We start from the raw sequence: 16938 nt of genomic DNA on the forward strand, positions 1-16938 counted from the left end.
TCGATTATTCTCTTTCCTTCGATAGTTCTCTTTCCATTACATTTGAAAGGTAATCTAATAGATTTCCTTTCAGGTCATCTCTTTTTAGAGCAAATTCAATGGTGGTTTGAATAAAGCCCATTTTCTCTCCTACATCGTAGCGTGTTCCTTCAAAATCATAGGCGTAGACTGCTTCATGTTTGTTCAATTCTGCTATGGCATCTGTGAGCTGAATTTCTCCTCCTGCTCCTGGTGATTGATTTTCCAGCACATCAAAGATCCTTGGATTTAAGATATACCGTCCCATAATCGCTAGATTGGAAGGTGCTTCTTCTTTATCCGGTTTCTCCACTAAACTATTTACACCAAATAAGCGATCTCCAATTTGATTACCATCAACAATCCCGTAGCGTGATACTTCGTCTTCCTTCACCGTTTGTACTCCTAGAATAGAAGATTGATATCGATTGTATTGGTTGATCATTTGTTTAAGACAAGGCGTTTCCGCACTGACGATATCATCTCCGAGTAAAACAGCAAATGGTTCATCTCCAATAAATTTTCGAGCACACCAGATGGCATGACCTAATCCTTTTGGTTCCTTTTGACGAATATAATGAATGTCTACTAGTTTAGAAGACTTTTGAACTTCCGATAACAGTTCGAACTTTCCTTTATCTAATAAATTTTGTTCAAGTTCAAAAGAATGATCGAAGTGGTCCTCGATTGCTCTCTTTCCTTTTCCTGTTACGATGATGATATCTTCAATGCCTGACTCAATTGCCTCTTCCACTATGTATTGAATCGTCGGTTTGTCTACAATCGGCAGCATTTCCTTTGGCATGGCTTTTGTCGCTGGAAGAAATCTTGTTCCCAGTCCAGCAGCAGGAATAATCGCTTTTCTTACTTTCATCTATTAACACTCCTATTAGCTTGATATGGACATGACTGGTTTTGGTTTTAACACTTCTTTCGTATTGGCTAAATTCACTAATGTTTCCCTTAAGGTGCTTCTATCTAAGGAAGTAAAGGTATCAATGATTTCATCAATTTCATCTAAATAAAGATTCGCCGTCTTGCCGATATAGATGTTAGGGTAGATTTGATCTTCATGAATCTCATCATCCTTTAACAGTTCTTCGTATAGCTTCTCTCCTGGTCTCATTCCGGTAAATTCTAAACCAATTTCTTCAATGGAATGACCAGATAGCTTAATTAAATTCTTTGCCAAGTCCACAATTTTCACAGGCTCTCCCATGTCTAAGACAAATATTTCTCCACCCTTTGCCAATGCTCCCGCTTGGATGACTAATCGGGATGCTTCTGGGATTGTCATGAAATACCGAATCATCTCTGGATGAGTGACGGTTACGGGTCCACCTTTTTCAATTTGTCTTTTAAATAGAGGAATGACACTCCCTCTGCTTCCTAATACATTTCCAAATCGAACAGCGACAAATTTCGTTGAACTGGTTTGATCCATGCTTTGAATGACCATTTCTGACAGTCTCTTCGTTGCGCCCATGACACTGGTTGGATTCACTGCTTTATCCGAGGAAATCATGACAAAGGTTTTCACTCTGCTCCAACTGGCAGCATTAGCTATATTTTTTGTTCCTATGAGGTTATTTTTGACGGCTTCTTCTGGATTTCGTTCCATCAGTGGAACATGTTTATGAGCCGCTGCATGGTAAACCACATCAGGAGCGTATTCATCCATCACCTGAATCATCTTCTTCTCATCCTGCAAGTCGGCTATTTCAGGGGTAATCTCAATGGGTAGGTGACCAAATGCTTCTTTCAGCTCCATTTCGATGGAATAAATGCTGTTTTCTCCATGACCTAGTAAGATTAATTGCTTCGGTTTAAACTGTATGATTTGTCTTGATATTTCAGAGCCAATAGATCCACCGGCACCTGAAACAAGCACAACTTTATTCGTAACGTATTCTGAAATCGTACCCATATCAATTTCCACTGTGTCTCTTCCGAGTAAGTCCTCGACTTGAACATCTCTGACTTGGTTGACGGATACTTTACCTGTTACTAAATCTTCAAGCATTGGAAGTGTTTGTGTTTTGGCTTTGGTTTTTACACACTCTTGTATAATTGGATTCAATTCCTTCTTACTGAGAGAAGGAATTGCGATAATGATTTGTTCTATATCTAGCTTTGCTACCACCTTTTCAATTCGATCAATACCACCCATAACGGGAATTCCTAATATGTCTAATTTTTGCTTTCTGACATTATCATCAATAAAGGCAACAGGAACCAAATCGCCTTCATTATTATTCAGCAACTGCCTGGCTACCATAGTTCCAGCGGCTCCTGCTCCTACAACTAATGTTCGCTTTCGATTATCTACCTTTGACATAAAGGAATCACGGTAGATTCTCCATGCAAATCGTGAGCCGCCTATCAATAACATATGAAGCAGCCAAGTCACAGCAAGCAGTCGAAAGTGGATTTCCTGAAGGGTGACCTCCTGAATAATCAAACCTGTTATTACAGAATAACTAACTACCTTGAAAATAATTAATAATTCCCCGATACTGGCATATTCCCATGCCTTTTTATAAAGCTTTAGCTTAAGAGAAAAAATCTGATGACTCACTAGCATTGTAATAGAGCTGATAATAACCGGGAGAGTAATGACTTGGATGGTGGCACTAATTAGCATTTTGCTGGCAAAAATGGCGGTTAAGACAATAATGGAATCCACTAGTATGAATAGAGATAATCTCTGGCGATAGGTCATGTGACGTCTCCTCTCCTTATTTCATGATTCTTCTTTTTCTCGGTTGCAATACTCGTATTTTTCTGCGCTTTACATTCACTTGCTCTTCTACTAATTCGTTTACATCATCTTCCCTCATATATCTCACTTTGGAGTACTCATTTACAGATCGTCTCAATTTTCTCCATCTCCTTATTGAATTTAAAGTGTTTATGTAAAGGTCTTAAATGAACTAAGACGCTTTACATAAAAACATTAAAAATATGGGCATCTAACCCACCCTCACACCACACTATCGACGACGAGCGTCTAAGGTCTATTTCAACCCACAGCATGACCGAGTGCCTCCATGGATAATGGTAAGGAGACATCACCAAAACGCACATTAAATTCTTAATAACGAACAATTGATTAAAAAAATAAAACCTTATCCTTCATTCAAAATCGCACCTACAATTTTTGCATGAGCGAGCTCTAACACTTTTTTCGTTTCAATGGCTTTTTCAATCTCTGTCTTTCCTCGATTCATGATTAGTACGACTCCATCAGATTGGTTAGCAAGTACTCTCGTTTCAGTTGACTTTAGAACAGCTGGAGCGTCTATCAAAACAATATCGTAGGATTCTGCAATCGACTTCAAAAGGTCTTTCATTCTCTTCGTTTCTAATAGTTCAGCAGGATTAAAGGAAGTGGATCCACTGGTTAACACATCTAATCGACTAATTTCTGTTTTATAAATAGCATCTTCTATTGAGGCCTTTCCTGTTAATACATTGGTTAACCCAACGTCATTAGGAATTTTGAAAATAGAATGGATAACGGGTTCCCGTAAATTAGCGTCAATGATCAGTATCTTTTCTTTTTGCTGAGTCATGGATACGGCTAAGTTAGCTATGGTCGTTGATTTACCTTCTCCATCTTTAGGAGAAGTTATCAAGAAAACCTTGTTCTTACTATCGTTTATGAATTTCATATTCGTTCTAATTTCTCGAAATTGTTCAGAAATGAGTGATTCTGGATGAGAATACGTAATCAACTGCCGTTTCTTCATTGTGCTTAATTGTTTCTTCCTATTTAAGGCCAACGGTTTCACCCCTTAACTCTACTTCAGGTTGTGCGCTTTTCTTCTTTACAAATTTTTTCTTATTCATATTTGATATGTTTCCTAGTACGGTTAGCCCTAAATAATCTTCAATGTCTTGGTTTGTTTTAATCGTATGATCTAGTGAATCTAATAAAAAGATTAATCCAATTGATGTGATCAGTCCTAAGACAAACGCAATAATCGTCATTCGGTTCCCTTTTTCATTAATGGGGTAAGGATTTTCTTTGGCGGGAGATAAAAGCTGTACGTCTTGGAATTCCAAGATTGCTGCAATCTCGCTTTTAAATAGCTTTGAAGTTGAATTGACAATATCTCTTGCTACGATGGGATCTGTATCAACGGCTGATATTTTGATAACCTGCGACTCATCAATCCTAGCAACAGAGATTTGATTAGCAATCCCTTCAGGTGATCTGGAAAGATTCAATTCGCTTCTTACCTTTTCCATAATGATCGGATCCTTCACCATAACCATCAGCGTGCTCATGTTCCCAGCCTCGGGTCCAACAATGATCCTCCTGGAAGATTCATATAAGTTGGTATGAGTGTATGAACTATAATAAGCTCCTCCAATGGTCGTAATGAGTGTTATCACGACAATCAACCAAATTCGTTTTTTAATGACATCAAAGTATTCCTTTAAGTTAATTTCTCTCGCGACATTATTGACAATGTAATTGGGTTGGTTGGATCTGCTCATTGGGACCACCTTTACTGATTTTTTGGAGGAAATGCTTGATTTTTAATTAAAATTCTATATAACGAACAATGTTCTCAAAAAAAATAATCCGTTTCAAAATTATTTTACTTTCCCAAGACGAAGTACCTAATTTTTTTCATAAATTCTATTCTTCTCTCATTTTAGTTCTGTATAAAGAACATGTCAATAGGTTTTTTTGATTTTAGGAAATTATTTGAAAATCAACTTAATTACAAAAAGCCTCTACCGCTTATGTAGCAGTAGAGGCTTTTTTTATATTCTCCTACTCAACCGTAACCGACTTCGCCAAGTTACGCGGCTTATCTACATCACAGTCGCGGTGTAGAGCAGCGTAGTAAGAGATTAATTGTAATGGGATGACAGAGATAAGAGGTGTTAACATTGGATGTACCTCTTGTAAGACGAAGCGATCTTCTTCGTCTTCTAAGCCTTTCATGGAAATGATGCAAGGGTTTGCTCCACGAGCAACTACCTCTTTTACATTTCCTCTAATGCTTAGGTTAACAGCTTCTTGTGTTGCAAGTGCAACCACTGGTGTCCCTTCTTCGATAAGGGCGATGGTACCGTGCTTCAACTCTCCTCCAGCAAATCCTTCTGCTTGGATGTAAGAGATTTCTTTAAGTTTTAGTGCTCCTTCTAGTCCTACGTAATAGTCCAGGGAACGACCGATAAAGAAACAGTTACGAGTTGTTGACAGGTACTCACGAGCGATTTCTTCAAATTCTTCTTTTGTATCGCAAAGTGCTTCCATAGCAGTAGCAACGATTCCAAGCTCTTGAACGAGATCAAAGTCTTCGATGTGTCCACATGCTTGACCTGTTACATGAGCTAGAATAGCTAATACAGCCAGTTGCGCTGTGTATGCTTTTGTAGAAGCAACGGCAATTTCAGGTCCTGCATGAAGAAGGAGAGTATAATCCGCTTCACGAGAAAGGGTAGAACCCGCTACATTCGTAATCGTTAAGGCTCTGTGTCCAAGCTCTTTGATTTGAACAAGTACGGAACGGCTGTCTGCTGTTTCACCACTTTGAGAAATAAAGATAAATAATGGCTTCTCAGAAAGTAAAGGCATGTTGTAGCTGAATTCACTTGCTACATGCACTTCAACAGGGATTTTTACACTTTTTTCGATGAATTGCTTTCCAACCAGACCAGCGTGATAACTTGTTCCACATGCGATGATGTAGATACGGTCCGCTTCGTTCATTGCTCCAACGATTGGTTGGTCAATGTGAAGCTCGTCATTATTGTTTTGGTACGCTTGAATGATTTTACGCATGACAAGTGGCTGTTCATCGATTTCTTTTAGCATGTAGTGAGGGTACGTTCCTTTTTCGATATCACTTGCATCGATTTCAGCAGTGTAAGGAGCACGTTCCATTACTTCACCGATCAGGTTTTGAATTTCGACCTTTTCTTTTGTCACGATGACCATTTCTTTATCCATCAGTTCAACAAATTGGTCTGTTACTTGAATCATAGCCATAGCATCACTTGCTACAACATTAAAGTCTTCTCCAAGACCGACTAGTAGTGGACTTTTATTTTTTGCTACAAAGATGGTTTCATCGTTTTCAGCATCTAAAAGAGCAATAGCGTATGAACCTTTCAGAAGCATTAGAGTTTGACGGAATGCTTCCTCTACCGTATTTCCTTCTTCTACAATCTTTTCAATTAGTTGAACGATTACTTCAGTATCGGTTTCACTTTTGAAAGATACGTCCGTTAAATATTCACGCTTAAGCTGAGAATAGTTTTCGATTACTCCGTTATGAACGATTGTAAAACGACCTGAAGTACTTTGGTGAGGGTGAGCATTTAGTTGGCTAGGTACACCGTGGGTTGCCCAACGAGTGTGACCAATTCCAGTGTTACTCGAAACGCTCTCATCAACAGCACTACGAAGGTCAGCAATACGGCCTTTTTCTTTGAATACATGAATTCCTTCATTGTTTTGAACCGCTATCCCCGCTGAGTCATACCCACGGTATTCAAGCTTTTCAAGACCTTTTAAAAGAATTTCCTTTGTATCTGAGTTTCCGATATATCCTACAATTCCACACATAAATAAATTTCCTCCCTGAATGAAAAGGGGGCAAAGTCTCTCACTGGGGACAGATTGCCCCCTCATCTCTATTGTCATTAGTATTTACTTTGGTCACATTTTTCTTCCTTTTGTCCATTAAGTTACCTCAATGTTTTGAGAAAGAAACTTTCGGCTCGGTGACTTCGAGAACCGGGAGGCATCCGCCGAACGGTCGATAGAACCTCCACCTCGTCAACTAAGCTGTGTTGCTGCTTAGTCCTGGCGCTTTATAAAAAATATAATATAATACAATCCACCTTTCCTTCTTGACTGGCGTATTACGTAGTATTTCCATTTTTTTAGAAAAATGAAAACAAAATCATCATACACTTTTAGGTTTCCTTTCGTCAATAGAAATTTAACGAATTGAGGAAGTTGTTACCTCCTTGTTATGTTCCCGACATACTTGAGAACGAAACCTATTTGGATAAAGAATCCTCTAATAAAATATGCATAAGAAGTCCGATTGGACCCCTTATGCATGTATTTAGAACTTCTTATTCATTTAATCCCATTTCTTTTTCTACTACATTGGCAATTTCGGTTACGTATTGCTCACATAATTCCTCAGTTGGAGCTTCAGCCATCACACGAACCAGAGGCTCTGTTCCAGATGGGCGAACAAGAATACGTCCGTTTCCATTCATTTCTTCTTCCACTTTATCAATCACTTGCTTCACAGTTGTATTATCCGTTACATGGTGCTTATCTGTTACACGAACATTGACAAGCTTCTGCGGAAACTTCTGCATTTCCCCTGCCAGTTCAGATAGTGGTTTTCCAGTAGATTTCATGATATTCACAAGCTGAATTCCTGTTAAAAGCCCGTCTCCCGTTGTGTTGTAATCTAAGAAAATGATATGTCCGGACTGTTCTCCACCAAGAGAATAGCCGTTGTTCTTCATTTCTTCTACTACATAACGATCTCCAACAGCGGTTTGAATGCTTTGAATTCCGTTTTCTTCAAGTCCTTTATGGAAACCAAGATTACTCATCACAGTTGAAACCACCGTAGACTGCTTTAAACGTCCTTCAGACTTTAAGTATTTTCCACAGATGTACATGATTTGGTCTCCGTCTACAATCTCTCCATGCTCATCAATGGCAATAATACGGTCTCCATCGCCATCAAAGGCAAGTCCAAGATCTGCACCTTTTTCCTTCACCATTTCAGCAAGGGTTTCAGGATGAGTAGAGCCAACGCCTTCGTTAATATTTAATCCGTTAGGAGAAGCTCCCATTGTGGAAATATCTGCATCTAAATCAGCAAACAAGTGTGTCGCTAGGGCAGATGTTGCTCCGTGGGCACAATCTAAAGCGATATGTATGCCATCGAAATCCTCGTCGACTGTTTGTTTTAAGTACTGAATATACTTTTGACCACCCTCGAAGTAGTCGCTTACTTGTCCTAAATCTGCTCCTACTGGACGTGGCAGATTGTCTTGGGTTTGATCTAATAAATCTTCTATTTCTGCTTCTTGTGCGTCTGATAATTTAAAACCATCAGGGCCGAAGAATTTAATTCCGTTATCCGCTACTGGATTATGAGAAGCTGAAATCATCACACCAGCTTGTGCACCTAGTGCCTTCGTCAAGTAAGCTACACCTGGAGTTGAAATAACACCTAATCGCATAACCTCAGCACCGATTGAAAGCAGCCCTGCTACAAGAGCTCCTTCTAACATATGTCCAGAAATACGAGTATCTCTACCAATTAATATTTTGGGACGAGTAGCGTCCTTCGTCAGAACATATCCACCAAAACGTCCAAGCTTAAATGCTAATTCCGGTGTTAATTCTGTGTTCGCTACACCTCTTACTCCATCAGTTCCAAAATACTTACCCATTGTCATTCTCTCCTTTTTTCAGCACTTATGCTGATGTGTTCTTTTCTTTAATTTGTATTCTTACTGTCTTCTGAGACAGATTCCAATCAATATTCTCAGGTCCTGCGGCATCTATTTCTACTTCGTGTTCACCAGGCTCAAGCCCCGAAAGGTCAAGGTCTAAAGTAAAATCATCTTTTGTTATTTTACCGACCTCATCACTGCGACCTTTAAGTGAAACATCCACGGATCCAGCTTCAGGGGATACGATGGTATATTCGTACTCTTCCCCTAAGCCTTGAGGAGTCAGCTTTAAACCGGATAACCTTTTTTGTTCTGTTGTTGTGACGTCTACCTTTATCTTCACTTCTTCAGGTGCAACCTTGTTTAACCCATCTTGTAATGAAAGTGGAACCGTCAAGGTTGTATCCTTCGTAATTTTGCTTAAATCGACTTGGGCTACTAGCTCTTTAATCGAGTCCAGCACTTCTTGTCTGCCAAAGATTGCAGCTTCCTTCGGTTCAACCGAGATAGACTCCAATGTTGTTCCCTCTGGCAAGCTTCCCTTTTCTTTTATGACAACAGGAACATCCTTGCTAGGGTTTATAACGGAAACCGTTACGTCTACCACTTCTGGTTCAATGGAGACATTTAATTTATTTAACTCTCGATCAAGCACCTGTACTTTCGCTTCTCGTGTTAGGTTCTCATTGATTTCTTCATTAATATCTAAAGTGGCTTTCACATAAGCAATTTTTTCTACTTCGTCTTTAGATCCGGTTACTTTCACCGTTTTCGGTTTAACCGCTAAGCCCTCTGCTTCAAAGCCATTTGATAAGAAACTTTCATTAAACTCAGGATCAACGGAAAATTCCTTCGTGATTTTCTCTTGAACCGACACATTTACAAAATCAGGATCAAGCTTCACCTCAAGTTTTTCAGAAAGATTATCTGTTTTGATTTGAACTTGATGTTCGCCGATACCGAGCTCATTTAAATCTACATACACCTGAAAATCCTTTAAGGTTTTCGTAGGTTGAACGATCGATTTTGGTCCTTCAACCGTCACATTGACCGTTTCAGGTAAGCCCGTTACGACTAAGTTTTCACTGTCATAGAAGACTTCGAGAGGCACATCTCGAATTGTTTCAATGGCAGTCTGAGAGTTATTATTACTATTGTTAGCGTCCGTCTGAAAATCATCAAAATTAACAGACAGGTAGAGAATACAGGCTAACATTAATCCAACGACTCGCATGAACCAACGACTTTCCATGAATTTATCCATTTTCTTTTTTCCCCCTCCAACTCCATTTCGTTGAGGAAGCATTTGTTTTATCGCCTATAAGCTCGACAGTAAGAATTTCTCTGAAGCGCTCCAGAGAAAGGTCGCGATGTAACTCTCCATTTTTCGTAATAGAGATAGCTCCCGTTTCTTCTGATACTACAATGGTAATACTATCTGTCACTTCACTTACCCCTAAAGCGGCTCTGTGTCTTGTTCCTAATTCCTTCGAGATAAACGGACTCTCTGATAGAGGAAGGTAGCAAGCCGCTGCGGCGATTTGCTGCTTCTGAATAATCACCGCTCCATCATGAAGAGGCGTATTCGGGATAAAAATATTGATGAGTAGCTGAGAAGTGATTCTTGCATCCAGGGGAATACCTGTTTCGATGTAATCACTCATTCCGGTTTCTCTTTCCAGTGTAAGGAGTGCCCCAATACGACGCTTCGCCATGTAGCTTACGGCCTTTGTCATGGATTCAATCATCTGCTCCTGTTCTTCTTCCTCTTGAAGACCACTTCTAGAGAACAATCGCCCTCTACCTAGCTGTTCAAGAGCCCTTCGAAGCTCAGGCTGAAAAATGATAATAATGGCAAGGAATCCCCACGTCAGAGCTTGACCCATGATCCACCCTAAGGTTTCTAACCCAAAGATACTACTCAAGCCTCTTACAATGATTATGACAAATATACCTTTTAATAATTGAACGGCTTTCGTTCCTTTTATCAGCATAATTAATTTATAGATTACAAACCAGACGACAAGTATATCTACTATATCAGAGACATAATCCAGCGCGGAGTAACCTGAAAAAACATCAAAAAACGGCATATTACATCCTCCAATAGCTTAATCGAAGCGTAAGCCGCCATGTGGCTTCTACAATTTCGTAACTTTAATATTATATCACAAAATCTCTATGTCAAAGCAAAGATACCCATGGCTGCATTATTCTATCTATCTCCAAGCATTAACCTACGTTTCTTCAAAAGAATTCTACAAAAAAACCGACATGGATTGAGGAACCTCATAGCATGTCAGTCCTTTATTAGGGACGGACCTACTTTTTCCATCCCCTCTATTTTATCTTACTTTTCTTCAAGTTGCGAATTTCCCCAATTTAACGCATCTTTCGTCCCTTGTTTTATCTGGTACCAAAGCCACTCAAAGGCTGCATCAATTTCTTTAATTTCACCTGTCACCGTTCCTGCGGATGCGAGGTATTGTTGTCCATTAATGACGGTTACATCCCCAGATACTTTACCTTCTATCTTTACATCACCGTTCCGGACAGTTAGGTCTCCCTCTACCACTTTCCCTTCAGGTACGACCACTGTATGGTCCTGAACGACTATGTTTTCATTTTTCGTGAACGAAAAATCCTGATCATCATTCCATGATGTTAGGAAGCTTCCAGTCATCAGCACGAGGAAAAGTGCGGCAGCTGTGACTAATGGATGATGGCGTAGCCACCTCTCCATCCCTACTTTTTTCTTTTCTTTCGGTAATTTTGCCATTACTTTACTCGTAAAGTCATCTGAGGCGCTTATATGAGAAGTACTTTGAACAAAGGCTATCGCTTTTTTCAGCTCATGAAAATGATGCTGACAATCTTCACAGGATTGCACATGTTGTTTTAGTACTTTTTCGTTATCACTCGACAAATCTCCATCTAAATAATCGTGCATGTACTCGATGATTTCTTCAGGACAAGGTTTCATGATCACTCACCCTTTCTACAATGATCGTAATTGTTTACGGAGAGCTTCACGCCCTCTATGTACTCTCGTTTTTACTGTTCCTAATGGTAAGTCTAGTATTTCACTGATTTCCTGAAGAGGAAGCTCCTCAATATATTTCAATACAATTACGGATCGATACTTCTCTGGTAATTTAGAAATCTCCGTTTGGATGGTCTCCTGCAGCTCTAAATTCTCTACTTCATCCTCTGGCAGTTGAACATCCGCCGCCACTTGTGAGTACATGGTTAATCCTTCTGTACCAGCTACCTCTGCATCTAAATAATAATCAGGTTTCTTTTTTCTAATCCGGTCAATGCAAAGATTTGTAGCAATACGAAATAGCCATGTCGAAAATTTCCGATTTTGATTAAAAGTTTCAATGTTTATATAAGCCCTAATAAAGGCTTCTTGTGAAATATCTTCTGCCTCATGACGATTTCCTATCATACGGAAGCAGATTTGAAACACTTTATCTTTGTATAGCTCGACTAGTTCAGCAAAGGCGTTTTGATCACCCTTCAATACTTGTTTTATCCGTTTTTTCACTAACGCTTCCATTTCCCTACCCCCGCTCTATGCGGCTATATTTATATACGTATAACCCTATAAAAAGGTTTCAATTTTTTTCATAATATAATCCTAACAAATTTTTAACAAAAAATGTTTACATTTATTAGAAAAGGGGTATAAAGGAACTAATTATTTTTATTTCGGGAGGATCTGAACATGCGAGGTAGAGTAAATGATCTATTACTTCAAATTGAAGACTGTCGTCGTCAAATGGTGGAACTAGCACTTAGGTCTTCCTTTGCAGATGACCAGGTAGTTGATTTGAGTACTCGTCTTGACGATCTATTAAATCAATATCAAGTCGTAAAGCCCCATTGAAAGAAAATAGAAAAAGGCTGAGAATCTTCGTGAGATTCTCAGCCTTTTATAGTGCGGATCTTCTTTTTATAACAATTTCTCTCCAAACAGAGAGCCCATTAGTGCGACTGCAACAGTAGCTGTCTTGTTCTTTTCATCCAGGATAGGGTTTACTTCAACAAACTCTGCTGACGTAACTACACCTGACTCTTCCAGCATTTCCATTGCTAAATGACTCTCACGGTAGCTAATACCACCAAGAACCGGTGTTCCAACTCCCGGGGCATCGCTTGGATCTAATCCATCTAAATCAAGAGATAAATGCACTCCATCAGTTTTATCCTTCAAGTAACCAATCGCTTCATCCATTACCTTCGTCATTCCTAAACGATCGATTTCATGCATCGTATATACTTTAATACCCTTTTCCTTGATTAATACTCTTTCACCTTCATCAAGGGAACGAGCTCCGATGATCACGATATTTTCAGGTTTGATTTTTGGAGTGAATCCTCCGATACTTGTCAGCTCTTCATGACCTATTCCAAGACTGACTGCCAGGGGCATTCCATGGATGTTCCCGGAAGGTGATGTATCCCCCGTATTTAAATCACCGTGTGCATCATACCAAATAACCCCTAAATTTTCATAGTGAGAAGAAACTCCTGCTAACGTTCCGATTGCAATACTGTGGTCCCCTCCAAAGATTAATGGGAAGTCTCCACTAGCGATCGCATCCTTTACTTTGTTTGATAATTTCTCACTCGCTTCAGCAACCGCTTTCAAATTTCTCAAGTTCGTATCTGGATTATTATGTACTCTCTCCGCTTGACCAATTTCAATATCACCCAGGTCATTAATTTCATATCCAAGGTTCTCCAGTCTTTCTACAACTCCAGCATAGCGAATGGCGCTTGGACCCATGTCAACGCCTCTTCTCATCTGCCCTAAATCCATTGGTACTCCGATAATTGAAATATTTTTGTTCATTGTTGTTTCCTCCTTACCCTAATGTCTGTCTCTCTCTATTGTATCCATAATATGAGCAATGACTCAACTGGACAGGATTGTGTATATATATGCGTGTAGGTTTTGGGAAGGGGGGACGCTGTTTGAAAAGGGTAGGGGGTGGATGATAATAAAGGATTAGAGGTGAAAATAAGTCTTTAGAGTTGATAATATAGCAACTTAGTTACTAATAAAAAAAATACCAATTTCATTGTTGATAATAATTCCTTAAATGTTGATAATAAAATCCCAAAAGTTGATAATAAATCTTCAATTCTCGATAATAAAAATCCAATCTTTTTAAACAGATACAAAATTCTCACTTAAATACGATGATTCTTGTTCTTCACACACAAAAAAGTAACACTTTCATTATACTTAAAGGCAGAATGATTACTTTTTCTTAATAAAATCAATTAAAATCACCAAAATACACTATAAAAATCGTTTTCTTTCCTCAGGAGAAGGCAGCATACAACTTTCTTTTTCACCAAACCATTTATATCTATTTTTAGCAACGATATCATAGAAAAAATCTCTAATTGGCTTTGGAATAACCAAGAATATAGTGAGAATCTTCCACGCCCCTGTTATGTTCTTACAAACTCTTAGTGCTGCTGAGGATTTGAAATAACAATCGGACTCTTCAATCAGAATAAAACTATCTATATCTTTTGGAGAATTGCATCTCTCGAGAAGCCTTTTCCCTATTTCACTTTGCAACGAAGCAAATTTGAAATGTCCTTCTGGATCTCTTTTGATAATAAATTGAACACTTTTATCGCAAAAATTACACTCTCCATCAAATAAAATTATCTTTTCCATACCAATCCCACCTTTTTTGTCAGTATAACACTTTGTACTAACTCATAAAAACAATAAAAAAACCTCAAATCTCCTAAAAGATTCGAGGTTCATGTCGTATGTATGGTTATTTTATTCCGCAAAGCTTCGTAAGCGGATAGATATTTTGCTTCCGCAAAAATCTTTGGTGGAGCCTAGCGGGATCGAACCGCTGACCTCCTGCGTGCAAAGCAGGCGCTCTCCCAGCTGAGCTAAGGCCCCATATTTAGATAGAAAAAATCTCACACCTAACGTAGCATGTGAGAAACGATCTTTGATGAGCCATGAAGGACTCGAACCTTCGACCCTCTGATTAAAAGTCAGATGCTCTACCAACTGAGCTAATGGCTCATAAATGGCTGGGCTAGCTGGATTCGAACCAACGCATGTCGCAGTCAAAGTGCGATGCCTTACCGCTTGGCTATAGCCCAATATGAATGAGTTCTATGCATAAAAAAGGGACATTTATATGATGTCCATTTTACACACTAATATACAAAATGGTGGAGGGGGGCAGATTCGAACTGCCGAACCCGAAGGAGCGGATTTACAGTCCGCCGCGTTTAGCCACTTCGCTACCCCTCCAAAAAAACTAAAAGAAAATGGTGCCGGCAAGAGGACTTGAACCCCCAACCTACTGATTACAAGTCAGTTGCTCTACCAGTTGAGCTACACCGGCATATATGGTTATCAAATCTTAACTGTTACGTTAAGGATGATGATTTCACTAAAAAATCATGGTGGAGGATGACGGGATCGAACCGCCGACCCTCTGCTTGTAAGGCAGATGCTCTCCCAGCTGAGCTAATCCTCCAATATGTATGTGAAAAAACGTTGGTGACCCATACGGGATTCGAACCCGTGTTACCGCCGTGAAAGGGCGGTGTCTTAACCGCTTGACCAATGGGCCAGTCTATATAAAATATAAAAGCTTCCAACCGGGCTCGAACCGGTGACCTCTTCCTTACCATGGAAGCACTCTACCTGCTGAGCTATGGAAGCAATGGCTCCGCAGGCAAGATTCGAACTTGCGACCGATCGGTTAACAGCCGATAGCTCTACCACTGAGCTACTGCGGAATGATTTAGCCTGGCGATGTCCTACTCTCACAGGGGGAGATCCCCCAACTACCATCGGCGCTGAAGAGCTTAACTTCCGTGTTCGGCATGGGAACGGGTGTGACCTCTTCGCAATAATCACCAGACAAGATTGCTTACAATGACAAATATTATTATATAATATTTTTGTTTTTTTTCAAGGGGTAAATTGAAAAATTTATTCCCTGAAAACTAGATAAAGAATTGATGTCAAGAAAGCCGAATATCGACCAATGTTGTTCATTTTTAAAATGATACTGTGTGGTTAAGTCCTCGATCGATTAGTATCAGTCAGCTCCACATGTCGCCATGCTTCCACCTCTGACCTATCTACCTAGTCATCTTCTAGGGATCTTACTCACATAAAGTGATGGGAAATCTCATCTCGAGGGGGGCTTCATGCTTAGATGCTTTCAGCACTTATCCCTTCCGCACATAGCTACCCAGCGATGCCTTTGGCAAGACAACTGGTACACCAGCGGTGCGTCCATCCCGGTCCTCTCGTACTAAGGACAGCTCCTCTCAAATTTCCTGCGCCCACGACGGATAGGGACCGAACTGTCTCACGACGTTCTGAACCCAGCTCGCGTACCGCTTTAATGGGCGAACAGCCCAACCCTTGGGACCGACTACAGCCCCAGGATGCGATGAGCCGACATCGAGGTGCCAAACCTCCCCGTCGATGTGGACTCTTGGGGGAGATAAGCCTGTTATCCCCGGGGTAGCTTTTATCCGTTGAGCGATGGCCCTTCCATGCGGAACCACCGGATCACTAAGCCCGACTTTCGTCCCTGCTCGACTTGTAGGTCTCGCAGTCAAGCTCCCTTGTGCCTTTACACTCTGCGAATGATTTCCAACCATTCTGAGGGAACCTTTGGGCGCCTCCGTTACTCTTTAGGAGGCGACCGCCCCAGTCAAACTGCCCACCTGACACTGTCTCCCACCCCGATAAGGGGCGTGGGTTAGAATTTCAATACAGCCAGGGTAGTATCCCACCGACGCCTCCACCGAAGCTAGCGCTCCGGCTTCTAAGGCTCCTACCTATCCTGTACAAGCTGTACCAAAATTCAATATCAGGCTACAGTAAAGCTCCACGGGGTCTTTCCGTCCTGTCGCGGGTAACCTGCATCTTCACAGGTACTATAATTTCACCGAGTCTCTCGTTGAGACAGTGCCCAGATCGTTACGCCTTTCGTGCGGGTCGGAACTTACCCGACAAGGAATTTCGCTACCTTAGGACCGTTATAGTTACGGCCGCCGTTTACTGGGGCTTCGATTCGCACCTTCGCTTGCGCTAAGCACTCCTCTTAACCTTCCAGCACCGGGCAGGCGTCAGCCCCTATACTTCGCCTTACGGCTTCGCAGAGACCTGTGTTTTTGCTAAACAGTCGCCTGGGCCTATTCACTGCGGCTCTCTCGGGCTTGCACCCTACCAGAGCACCCCTTCTCCCGAAGTTACGGGGTCATTTTGCCGAGTTCCTTAACGAGAGTTCTCTCGCTCACCTTAGGATTCTCTCCTCGCCTACCTGTGTCGGTTTGCGGTACGGGCACCTTTTTCCTCGCTAGAGGCTTTTCTTGGCAGTGTGGAATCAGGAACTTCGCTACTATATTTCGCTCGCTATCACAGCTCAGCCTTCG

General features: G+C 40.7%; 14 protein-coding genes, 9 tRNA genes and 2 rRNA genes (1 of these 25 cut by a window edge). 1 reads left to right on the top strand and 24 read right to left on the bottom strand.

Annotated features, from left to right (window positions below; genetic code table 11):
- Positions 1-4: 4 nt before the first annotated feature.
- The 11 genes from galU to sigW form a co-directional block, all read right to left on the bottom strand.
- On the bottom strand, positions 5-892 hold the full coding sequence (galU, locus tag IQI_RS05655; protein WP_064091695.1) for a UTP--glucose-1-phosphate uridylyltransferase GalU: 888 nt from the start codon (positions 890-892) through the stop codon (positions 5-7).
- 15 nt (positions 893-907) lie between these two features.
- Positions 908-2740, bottom strand: coding sequence for a polysaccharide biosynthesis protein (locus IQI_RS05660; RefSeq protein ID WP_064091696.1), 1833 nt, complete (start codon positions 2738-2740; stop codon positions 908-910).
- Between the two features lie 16 nt (positions 2741-2756).
- A complete protein-coding gene (locus tag IQI_RS20555; protein ID WP_156509847.1) occupies positions 2757-2897 on the bottom strand; it encodes a hypothetical protein in 141 nt (46 codons plus the stop codon).
- Between the two features lie 249 nt (positions 2898-3146).
- Positions 3147-3803: a CpsD/CapB family tyrosine-protein kinase gene (locus IQI_RS05665; RefSeq protein ID WP_064091697.1), complete on the bottom strand. Its 657-nt coding sequence runs from the start codon at positions 3801-3803 to the stop codon at positions 3147-3149.
- Positions 3790-4524, bottom strand: coding sequence for a YveK family protein (locus IQI_RS05670; protein WP_064091698.1), 735 nt, complete (start codon positions 4522-4524; stop codon positions 3790-3792). Before IQI_RS05670 ends, IQI_RS05665 begins: the two co-directional genes overlap by 14 nt.
- 283 nt (positions 4525-4807) lie before the next feature.
- Complete coding sequence (gene glmS, locus IQI_RS05675; RefSeq protein WP_064091699.1) at positions 4808-6610, bottom strand: glutamine--fructose-6-phosphate transaminase (isomerizing); 1803 nt, start codon at positions 6608-6610, stop codon at positions 4808-4810.
- Between the two features lie 518 nt (positions 6611-7128).
- Complete coding sequence (gene glmM, locus IQI_RS05680; protein WP_064091700.1) at positions 7129-8478, bottom strand: phosphoglucosamine mutase; 1350 nt, start codon at positions 8476-8478, stop codon at positions 7129-7131.
- Positions 8479-8503: 25 nt separating this feature from the next.
- Entirely contained in the window at positions 8504-9745 is a 1242-nt protein-coding gene (locus IQI_RS05685) for a CdaR family protein (protein WP_064091701.1), read from the bottom strand.
- Entirely contained in the window at positions 9738-10574 is an 837-nt protein-coding gene (gene cdaA / locus IQI_RS05690) for a diadenylate cyclase CdaA (RefSeq protein WP_064091702.1), read from the bottom strand. Before cdaA ends, IQI_RS05685 begins: the two co-directional genes overlap by 8 nt.
- Before the next feature lie 257 nt (positions 10575-10831).
- Positions 10832-11464 (bottom strand): anti-sigma factor family protein, encoded by a 633-nt coding sequence (locus IQI_RS05695; protein WP_064091703.1) that lies wholly within the window; start codon positions 11462-11464, stop codon positions 10832-10834.
- A gap of 15 nt (positions 11465-11479) precedes the next feature.
- Positions 11480-12043 carry an RNA polymerase sigma factor SigW gene (gene sigW / locus IQI_RS05700; RefSeq protein WP_064091704.1) on the bottom strand — a complete coding sequence of 188 codons (564 nt, stop codon included), beginning with the start codon at positions 12041-12043 and terminating at the stop codon, positions 11480-11482.
- A gap of 168 nt (positions 12044-12211) precedes the next feature.
- Here sigW and IQI_RS05705 point away from each other — a divergent pair, with 168 nt between their 5' ends.
- Positions 12212-12373, top strand: coding sequence for an aspartyl-phosphate phosphatase Spo0E family protein (locus IQI_RS05705; protein WP_064091705.1), 162 nt, complete (start codon positions 12212-12214; stop codon positions 12371-12373).
- Between the two features lie 66 nt (positions 12374-12439).
- Here the strand turns inward: IQI_RS05705 and rocF are convergent, their stop codons facing one another.
- From rocF to IQI_RS05770, 13 genes are all read right to left on the bottom strand, one after another.
- Entirely contained in the window at positions 12440-13342 is a 903-nt protein-coding gene (gene rocF / locus IQI_RS05710) for an arginase (RefSeq protein WP_064091706.1), read from the bottom strand.
- 453 nt (positions 13343-13795) lie between these two features.
- A complete protein-coding gene (locus IQI_RS05715) occupies positions 13796-14185 on the bottom strand; it encodes a thiol-disulfide oxidoreductase DCC family protein (protein ID WP_064091707.1) in 390 nt (129 codons plus the stop codon).
- A gap of 164 nt (positions 14186-14349) precedes the next feature.
- Positions 14350-14425, bottom strand: a tRNA-Ala gene (locus tag IQI_RS05720).
- Positions 14426-14481: 56 nt separating this feature from the next.
- Positions 14482-14554, bottom strand: a tRNA-Lys gene (locus tag IQI_RS05725).
- 5 nt (positions 14555-14559) lie between these two features.
- A tRNA-Gln gene (locus IQI_RS05730) sits at positions 14560-14634 on the bottom strand.
- A 70-nt stretch (positions 14635-14704) separates the two neighbouring features.
- Positions 14705-14788, bottom strand: a tRNA-Tyr gene (locus IQI_RS05735).
- 18 nt (positions 14789-14806) lie between these two features.
- A tRNA-Thr gene (locus IQI_RS05740) sits at positions 14807-14882 on the bottom strand.
- 59 nt (positions 14883-14941) lie between these two features.
- Positions 14942-15017, bottom strand: a tRNA-Val gene (locus IQI_RS05745).
- 21 nt (positions 15018-15038) lie between these two features.
- Positions 15039-15113 (bottom strand) — tRNA-Glu (locus tag IQI_RS05750).
- A 19-nt stretch (positions 15114-15132) separates the two neighbouring features.
- Positions 15133-15205: transfer RNA gene (locus tag IQI_RS05755), tRNA-Thr, on the bottom strand.
- Positions 15206-15207: 2 nt separating this feature from the next.
- Positions 15208-15282: transfer RNA gene (locus IQI_RS05760), tRNA-Asn, on the bottom strand.
- 8 nt (positions 15283-15290) lie between these two features.
- A 5S ribosomal RNA gene (rrf, locus tag IQI_RS05765) occupies positions 15291-15407 on the bottom strand.
- A 154-nt stretch (positions 15408-15561) separates the two neighbouring features.
- A 23S ribosomal RNA gene (locus IQI_RS05770) occupies positions 15562-16938 on the bottom strand; it runs 1559 nt beyond the window's last position.

Origin of the sequence: Rossellomorea aquimaris TF-12, from assembly GCF_001648555.1 — a bacterium.
Lineage (GTDB): Bacteria > Bacillota > Bacilli > Bacillales > Bacillaceae_B > Rossellomorea > Rossellomorea aquimaris.

Coding starts and splice junctions, on each gene's coding strand:
- IQI_RS05670 (WP_064091698.1), bottom strand. CDS start 4,524: ATGAGCAGATCCAACCAACCCAATTACATTGTCAATAATGTCGCGAGA.
- IQI_RS05695 (WP_064091703.1), bottom strand. CDS start 11,464: ATGAAACCTTGTCCTGAAGAAATCATCGAGTACATGCACGATTATTTA.
- glmM (WP_064091700.1), bottom strand. CDS start 8,478: ATGGGTAAGTATTTTGGAACTGATGGAGTAAGAGGTGTAGCGAACACA.
- cdaA (WP_064091702.1), bottom strand. CDS start 10,574: ATGCCGTTTTTTGATGTTTTTTCAGGTTACTCCGCGCTGGATTATGTC.
- glmS (WP_064091699.1), bottom strand. CDS start 6,610: ATGTGTGGAATTGTAGGATATATCGGAAACTCAGATACAAAGGAAATT.
- IQI_RS05660 (WP_064091696.1), bottom strand. CDS start 2,740: ATGACCTATCGCCAGAGATTATCTCTATTCATACTAGTGGATTCCATT.
- IQI_RS05705 (WP_064091705.1), top strand. CDS start 12,212: ATGCGAGGTAGAGTAAATGATCTATTACTTCAAATTGAAGACTGTCGT.
- IQI_RS05715 (WP_064091707.1), bottom strand. CDS start 14,185: ATGGAAAAGATAATTTTATTTGATGGAGAGTGTAATTTTTGCGATAAA.
- sigW (WP_064091704.1), bottom strand. CDS start 12,043: ATGGAAGCGTTAGTGAAAAAACGGATAAAACAAGTATTGAAGGGTGAT.
- galU (WP_064091695.1), bottom strand. CDS start 892: ATGAAAGTAAGAAAAGCGATTATTCCTGCTGCTGGACTGGGAACAAGA.
- rocF (WP_064091706.1), bottom strand. CDS start 13,342: ATGAACAAAAATATTTCAATTATCGGAGTACCAATGGATTTAGGGCAG.
- IQI_RS05685 (WP_064091701.1), bottom strand. CDS start 9,745: ATGGATAAATTCATGGAAAGTCGTTGGTTCATGCGAGTCGTTGGATTA.